Source organism: Bacillus sp. LR--39 (assembly GCF_053613335.1).
Genome location: NZ_JBSIOT010001012.1, coordinates 1 through 656, shown reverse-complemented (window position 1 = coordinate 656; position 656 = coordinate 1). Strand labels below are relative to the sequence as shown.

Annotated in this window: 1 protein-coding gene; it reads left to right on the top strand. The window is 48.6% G+C overall.

Translation table 11 applies throughout. From position 1 onward, the window contains the following. A partial coding sequence (rlmD, locus tag ACWHAR_RS28115) for a 23S rRNA (uracil(1939)-C(5))-methyltransferase RlmD (protein ID WP_452088573.1) occupies nucleotides 1–563 on the top strand: 563 nt, incomplete at its 5' end. Nucleotides 564–656 lie beyond the last annotated feature (93 nt).

The following is a 656-nucleotide window of genomic DNA, read 5'->3' as shown; positions in this document are numbered from 1 at the left end:
TCATCGGAGACGTCAAATTCGCCATCTCCGCCAGATCGTTCTATCAGGTGAACCCGGAGCAAACAAAAGTGCTCTACGACAAAGCGCTTGAGTACGCGGAACTGAAAGGAGAAGAAACCGTCATCGACGCCTACTGCGGCATCGGAACGATTTCTCTATTTCTGGCGAAGCAGGCGAAAAAAGTGTACGGTGTAGAGATTGTACCGGAAGCAATTGAGGATGCGAAACGAAACGCAGAATTAAACGGCATCACAAACGTAGAGTTCGCGGTTGGAGAAGCGGAAACCGTTATTCCAAAGTGGTATGAAGAAGGCATCACGGCCGATACGCTAGTCGTCGACCCGCCAAGAAAAGGCTGCGACGAAGCCCTCCTGCGGACAATTGTGGAGATGAAGCCGAAGCGGGTAGTGTATGTGTCCTGTAATCCTGGCACGCTTGCGAGAGACCTGCAGGTGCTTGAGGATGGCGGGTATGAGACGCGCGAAGTGCAGCCTGTGGATATGTTTCCGCATACGAATCATGTGGAGTGTGTTGCGTTGCTTGAACTTAGAGAAGGCAACTAACCCTTGGGGGGTTTTGCCTTTTTTAATTGTTATAACTGGAAAGGCTAAACTTCATGGTTTTTCTTGAATAATTTTATAGTTAGATCACTAATT